This window comes from Bacillus timonensis (assembly GCF_004799755.1).
Lineage (GTDB): Bacteria > Bacillota > Bacilli > Bacillales > Bacillaceae_L > Ferdinandcohnia > Ferdinandcohnia timonensis_A.
In genome coordinates, this window is record NZ_SLUB01000104.1 from 1 (window position 1) to 6540 (window position 6540).

5 protein-coding genes are annotated in these 6540 nt (G+C 40.3%); 3 read left to right on the forward strand and 2 right to left on the reverse strand.

The annotated features are described in order from the left end of the window. Nucleotides 1-792 precede the first annotated feature (792 nt). Nucleotides 793-1122, forward strand: a complete 330-nt coding sequence (locus tag E1I69_RS23665; protein WP_136381960.1) for a hypothetical protein — start codon at nt 793-795, stop codon at nt 1120-1122. A gap of 30 nt (nt 1123-1152) precedes the next feature. On the opposite strand, the gene E1I69_RS23670 is transcribed toward E1I69_RS23665, so the two are convergent. After that, nucleotides 1153-1941 carry an HAD family hydrolase gene (locus E1I69_RS23670; RefSeq protein WP_136381961.1) on the reverse strand — a complete coding sequence of 263 codons (789 nt, stop codon included), beginning with the start codon at nt 1939-1941 and terminating at the stop codon, nt 1153-1155. Between the two features lie 95 nt (nt 1942-2036). Here E1I69_RS23670 and E1I69_RS23675 point away from each other — a divergent pair, with 95 nt between their 5' ends. Then, nucleotides 2037-3740 (forward strand): DUF2207 domain-containing protein, encoded by a 1704-nt coding sequence (locus tag E1I69_RS23675; protein WP_161974973.1) that lies wholly within the window; start codon nt 2037-2039, stop codon nt 3738-3740. Nucleotides 3741-3840: 100 nt separating this feature from the next. On the opposite strand, the gene E1I69_RS23680 is transcribed toward E1I69_RS23675, so the two are convergent. Further along, a complete protein-coding gene (locus E1I69_RS23680) occupies nt 3841-5217 on the reverse strand; it encodes a Glu/Leu/Phe/Val family dehydrogenase (protein WP_136381963.1) in 1377 nt (458 codons plus the stop codon). Nucleotides 5218-5412: 195 nt separating this feature from the next. Between E1I69_RS23680 and E1I69_RS23685 the strand changes: the two genes are divergently transcribed. Next, nucleotides 5413-6402 carry an ATP-grasp domain-containing protein gene (locus E1I69_RS23685; protein ID WP_136381964.1) on the forward strand — a complete coding sequence of 330 codons (990 nt, stop codon included), beginning with the start codon at nt 5413-5415 and terminating at the stop codon, nt 6400-6402. The last annotated feature ends 138 nt before the right edge of the window (nt 6403-6540 follow it).

The window sequence follows — 6540 nt, forward strand, 5'->3', positions numbered from 1 at the left end:
TATAAACCAGTAAAGACATCAAAAGGAAGACAAAAGGTTCCAGATAAACCGACGAAAGAAATATTCTACGGAAGTGTTGCGCTAATTGGTGAGAAAAAGAAACGTATTAAAAGGAAAATAAAGTAAAATAAATACCAAAAAATGGGAACAAACAACAATTTTATTCAAGATTGTTGTTTTAGCTCCCAAGTGGAAAAACAAACTGTAAATATATTACTTATTATCAAAATAAATACAATAATGCAAAGCTAGTGGGACAGGTCCATCGTCCCACCATATTTTTACAGGGCAAGGAACTTATCCCGGGATCCTGAGGAATTCTCTTTATCTCGGTTATGAAGAGGAAACCGCGTCGGGAGAACCTGAGAAATCCTGTTCATTGAGGTAATGAAGAGGAAATCGCGTCGGGAGAACCTGAGAAATCCTGTTCATTGAGGTAATGAAGAGGAAATCGCGTCGGGAGAACCTGAGAAATTCCGTTCATTGGGGTTATGAAGAGGAAACCGCTTCGGTAGGACCTGAGAAATCCCGTTCATCCCGGTTATGAAGAGGAAATCGCGTGGTGAGAACCTGAGAAATCCTGTACATCGAGGTAATGAAGAGGAAATCGAGCCGGTAAATCCAAAGAAATCCACTTCATTACACTCAACGGCCACAGTGTCCCATCAGTTCGCCAAGAAAGCTTAAAATCGTGAATATGAGCCCACGTAAAGTTTATTGGAACAAAACTAACCCACCTAACATAGTCTGCTATGTAAGCCCAGATAGACTAAAAACATAGGAGGGTTACAGATGTTTCATGCAAGGTTGGTTCAATATACATTAGGAACTGGACAGAGACTAGTCGCAGAGAAGCTAACAAAAGAATTCGATAAAGAAAGTAGATACTTAATGGGATTTAGAGGGAATGTCTATTTCTTTGATGATTCCTCTGGTGAATATAGAGTAGTAAATTATTGGGATACGAAACAAGACGCTGAGGCCGCCCATAAGGTAATCTCGCCTAAATTGGAAGAAGTGTTACAGAAGTATACGAATGAAAAGCCTACTTATCGATTCTTTGAAATTTTTGATGTGATAGACGATGGAGACATCATCGCATCCCATACGATTACCAAATGAAAAAGAGCTTGAAAAACCAAGCTCTTTTACTTAATTCACAAGCCCTAACGATTTTAATCCGTTGAATACTCCAGAATTCTCAACGTCTGTTGTTTTATATTTTGCATAGGAAAATAGATTAGGATTAGCGTTCCCCATTGCAAATCCTGAACCAACTACTGACAGCATTTCTTTGTCATTCATGCCATCTCCAAATGCGGTTGCTTGTTCAGGCGAAAGGTGAAGCGCACCCAATACCGCTTTAACCGCAACCCCTTTGTTAACCTTCTCACGAATCACATCGCGACAGTTTTTCATACCCTCCACATTGACCGAAGAAAGATGAATTCCATGGATATGTTTGAACTTCACTTCCACATGTTCCTGGGTAGTGATAATGGTTGAACCTAAAATTTCTTCTTTGTTCATGTCTTCATACAATGCATTCTTTTTTAGATGGAAAGTCTTAATGAACTCTTTTACAATCCCTGATTCCATGCTAGGAAATATATTTTTATTTTTAGAGTATAGGACAATATCAAAATTATTTTCCTTTGTCGTTTTTAATAGGTTGTCGACTAAGCTAGGGGGAAGAGGTTCGTTAAAGAGTGTTTTCTCATTATGTACGGCAAATGCTCCGTTGTAGGCGATATAGGATGAAACCGAAAGTTCATCACCAATATCCGTAATTTCATGAAGGGGTCTGCCGGTTGCAAGAAATACCTCAATCCCTTTATTTTTAAGCTGAGCAACAGCATGTTTCGTGGATTGCTCGATTGTATCGTCCGGTCGCAAAATCGTTCCATCTATATCGAGAAAAACAATTTTTATATCAGGCATTTAATTTCTCCTTTTTGAATTAGTATACCATGTTGGTTAGTTTGAAACCTGTTTGCGAGTTTATTCGTATAAGTAAGTATGAAGGAGGGACGGACATGCGAGCAAAGATGGGTGGCCTCATTTTTTTAGTCGTATTTATATTTGTTTTTCCGATTCAAGGACATGCGGTCGATTATTGGATCAATGATGTGAAAATGGATGCGTTCCTGCAAGATGATGGTACTGTTCATGTAACTGAAACCCATACATACAAATTTGATGGGAAATTTAACGGGATTACCCGAACCGTTATTCCGAAAAAAGGAAGTTCGATAAAGGATTTTTCTGCAACTGAAAATGGGAAAGAGTTGCGAGTTGAAAAGGTTGATGACCTCTATAAAATTCAACGTAAGGGGAAGGACGAAACGATCACTGTCACTCTCACCTATACGATTATGAATGGAGTAGAAATTTATAAGGATGTAGCACAATTTTATTGGCCGTTTTTTGATAACAGGAATGAATCAACCTATGAGAATTTAGTCATTACCATTCACCCACCTCAATCAACGAGCAATGTGATTGCATTTGGTTATGATGAGGCATTTCAAACGGAATCGGTCCAATCTGATGGCTCGGTCGAGTTCCACTTCGGAGAGGTTCCAAGTGAAACAAATGGGGATATTCGCGTTGCCTATCCTGTTGAATTGTTTTCGGGGGTAAACTATGTCACTGCTGATAAGCCGATGAAAGAGGAAATTGTAAATGATCAAAAGGAACTGCTGATAAAAGCACAAGAAAGAGCGGAGACGAAAGAAACTCTTTCAAAAGTTGCAATTGTATTAGTTCCGATTTTTACTATTCTCTTTCTAGTGGTAATCGTTCGAAATCGATTTGAAGGAAAATCAAAACTTGCAGCAGTTAAAAATGAAATGCCCAATCCCGGTGCACTTCCTAAACAGGTGATGAGCTTACCGGCAACCATAGTCTTTACAAATCATAACTATCTACCGCAGGGGCAAGCAATGGCCGCAGCATTACTGGATTTGGTAAGAAAAAAGATAGTAAGACAGGTTTCTGATGAAAAATTTCAGCTCATGAATCAGGATGCGGGTTTGCCACATGAAAAGATTTTAATGGAGTGGTTATTTGAAAAAATAGGTCGGAATGGTGTGTTTGAATTTTCAGACCTCAAGACCTACTCAAAAGACAAAAAGAACTCTGGAAATTACTCAAGTTTCCAAATGAAATGGGGAGAAGCTGTCCGGAATGAAGTCAAGGAACACCATCTCTATGAGGATAAGTCTAAATTTAAATTATTTTTAGGCCTATTCAGTATTGTACTAGTTCCATTTCTATTCTTGTTTCCGATGTATGAGTTATTTTCATGGTTTGTCTTAACTTTAATATTGTTTGGCGGAGTCATTATTTACTTGATTGCCTATCGTCCAAAGAATAGAGAGGGACTTAAGATTTTCCATGAGTGGTTGATGTTTAAAGAAAGCTATAAGGCATTATCACCGGATGAGTGGAAAAAATGGTCAGAAGATGACCAGATGCGGGCTTATGTTTACGGGCTTGGTATGGGAGACAAAGGGATGATGAAGCAGAATGATGATCTGATATTCGCTCTTAATAATCCGTACCGTTACGAAAGTGGAGGATTTTACCCGTATTCCGTGTATTCTTTTGGATATGTCGGACCAAACGCCTCGGCCCAGTTCGAATCTGCGAATGATTCCATTGGAACCGGCAGTAGTTCTAGTAGTAGCAGTGGAGGTGGAACCGGTGGTGGCGGAGGCGGATCAGGGGCTTTTTAGAAGTATGTGTCACAAGGATTTTTAGTGGGAAAAATAGCCATGGAAGTTCCTTCATAAGCAAATTAAAAGCGGCAGCCAAAAGGCTTCCGCTTTAACTTCTTTAATACAATTTTCCCTGACGATACAGTACAGTCGAAAGTCGCATTACCGAATGGATATAACAATTTTGTCGCAATGTGAAGGTATCACCAAAGAATGCCGGTAAAATAGAGTCCAATGTTCCTGTCATTTTCTTAAATAGCTGACTAAAAACTTGTTCTTCTGAATAAAATTGTGTTTCGCGTCCTTGTAGCCATTCCAAGTAGGACACGATGACCCCACCAGCATTTGCAAGGATATCCGGAATAATCAGGACACCTTTTTTACTTAAAAAGTCGTCTGCATCACTTGTTATCGGGGCATTCGCACCCTCGACAATTATAGGTGCTTTAATTTGTTCCATATTGTCTGTACGAATTTGATCCTCCAAAGCAGCCAGGATGAGACCATCTACATCGAGGTAAAGTATAGCTTCTCTGTCTAGAATGTCTGCCTTTACTCCCGCGATAGTCAATTCCTCATCTGATACAGGAAGATCACCCTTGTTTCCTTTTGTGAATTTTACGAGAGCTGGAATATTTAAGCCGTCCTCATTAAATAAGGTGACATTCCGGTCGCTAACCGCGACGACCTTATTTTGAAGATAAGAACATTCATACGCTTCTAAAGCGGCAACTGAACCAACATTTCCAAAGCCTTGAACAGCCAGTTTCATTGGTTTATTTTCAAATTTTGTAACCGCGTTTGCAAAGATGCTATCAGTTGTAGTGAGAAGATTTTTTTGACTCTGAGGAAAATCGTGAAACAGATAACGGAAGGTAAAATATACCCCTTTCCCAGTTGCTTCACGTCTGCCTAAAGAGCCTCCGTTTATCACACTTTTTCCTGTAAAACTCCCGCGATATGGGGTGCCCGGTCGGATACTTTTGTATTCAGCCATCATCCAGTCCATCTCTCGCTCACCGGAACCTACATCTGGTGCCGGAATATCCTTATCAGGACCAAGACTATCAGCAAAATAACGGACATATTTTTTACAAATGAGATGGAGTTCTTTTTCAGACAATGTCCGCGGATTGATAACGAGACCCCCTTTTCCGCCGCCAAAAGGAACATCATGGAGTGCATTTTTTAATGTCATCAGGGAAGCAAGATTAATCACTTCATCCTCATTGACTGTTTCATGGAACCGGATTCCGCCCTTATAAGGACCTAAGGCATTATTATGCTGTACGCGATAGGCTGGAATTCGAACCACCTGACCATTTTCTAAAGGGATTCTTAAAAATGACTTATGTACATGATTCGGAGTTGAAAGTATGGAGGCTAATGAGGTAAAAGCTTGCTCCCGGGTTGTTCCTGTTAATTCTGGTATAAACGTGTTGTCTGTCATCAACGCATCTAATGATTTTTGGACGATTTGTTTTGTTTTATTCAATTTCATTCCTCCCTTTGTTTGAAAGCGCTTCTCATTAAATTGTAACATGTGGACAAGTTCTGTGTCCCAACATATGTTTACAGCTGGGGGGACGGTGAACCTGTCCCACGGAACCAAGTTTTTTTGTTTGCACTTTTTTAAACATTCAAATATGATAATACATATCAAATTAATAGGGATTTGGGAGGCCGTACTATGTCTAAGAAAATATATATTATCCATGAAAATGATGAGTGGACTGCTCATTTAACAAAACGTTTAGATGAGCTGCAGCTTCCATACGAGGCTTGGCATCTGGATAAGGGGATTATTGATTTAACGTCTGAGCCACCCGAGGGAGTATTCTACAATCGAATGAGTGCCTCCTCACACACAAGGGACCACCGATTTGCTCCCGAATTAACAGGTGGGATATTAGACTGGCTGGAATTCCATAATCGTACGGTTTTTAATGGAAGTCATGCATTGCGTCTAGAGTTAAGTAAAATAAAGCAATACACAGCCCTTGAGGCAATTGGGATTCGCACCCCGAAAACAATCGGGGCTGTCGGCCGTGAACAAATCATCGAAGCAGCCGAAAAACTAGGCACAACACCATTTATTACAAAACATAATCGGGCAGGAAAGGGTCTTGGCGTTCAATTATTTCAAAATGTGAAATCATTGAAGGCATACGTGAACAGCCCCGCATTCGAAGAGCCGGTTGATGGAATTACGCTCATTCAGGAATATATTCAATCACCAGAATCCTATATTACAAGAGCTGAATTTGTTGGAGGAAAATATGTGTATTCGGTACGGGTTGATACGTCGGAAGGGTTTGAGCTTTGCCCGGCAGATGCCTGTCAAATTGGCGATCTGTTTTGCCCAGTTGGAGAAGAAGTAGAAGTACGTCCTAAGTTTGAAATAACAGAAGACGTTGACCCAGAATTGATAAAGCGGTATGAAGCTTTTCTAAAAGCTGTAAAAATCGATGTAGCTGGAATCGAATTTGTGAAAAATGCCGCTGGCGAAATATTCACCTATGACGTAAACACCAACACAAACTACAACTCCGATGCCGAAGCCAAGGCAGGCAAATACGGAATGCTAGAACTTGCCAAATTTCTCGGAGAGGCCTTGGACCACAGGGACGGTTCTCTAAGGGGACAATCGGAAGTTTTGCGCGAAAGAAGGCACAACTAGCGGTTATTTACGCTCGTTGTGCCTTCTTTTAGATTCATTCCTAGTTCTTATACGCAAAATTTTTGATTGCCCAAGAAGAATGAAGTCGCGGTCCCCGGCCTATGGGAATTCAATCTTTGCCTCCTTCGGAGTTTGAAC

Coding starts and splice junctions, on each gene's coding strand:
- E1I69_RS23665 (WP_136381960.1), top strand. CDS start 793: ATGTTTCATGCAAGGTTGGTTCAATATACATTAGGAACTGGACAGAGA.
- E1I69_RS23670 (WP_136381961.1), bottom strand. CDS start 1,941: ATGCCTGATATAAAAATTGTTTTTCTCGATATAGATGGAACGATTTTG.
- E1I69_RS23675 (WP_161974973.1), top strand. CDS start 2,037: ATGCGAGCAAAGATGGGTGGCCTCATTTTTTTAGTCGTATTTATATTT.
- E1I69_RS23685 (WP_136381964.1), top strand. CDS start 5,413: ATGTCTAAGAAAATATATATTATCCATGAAAATGATGAGTGGACTGCT.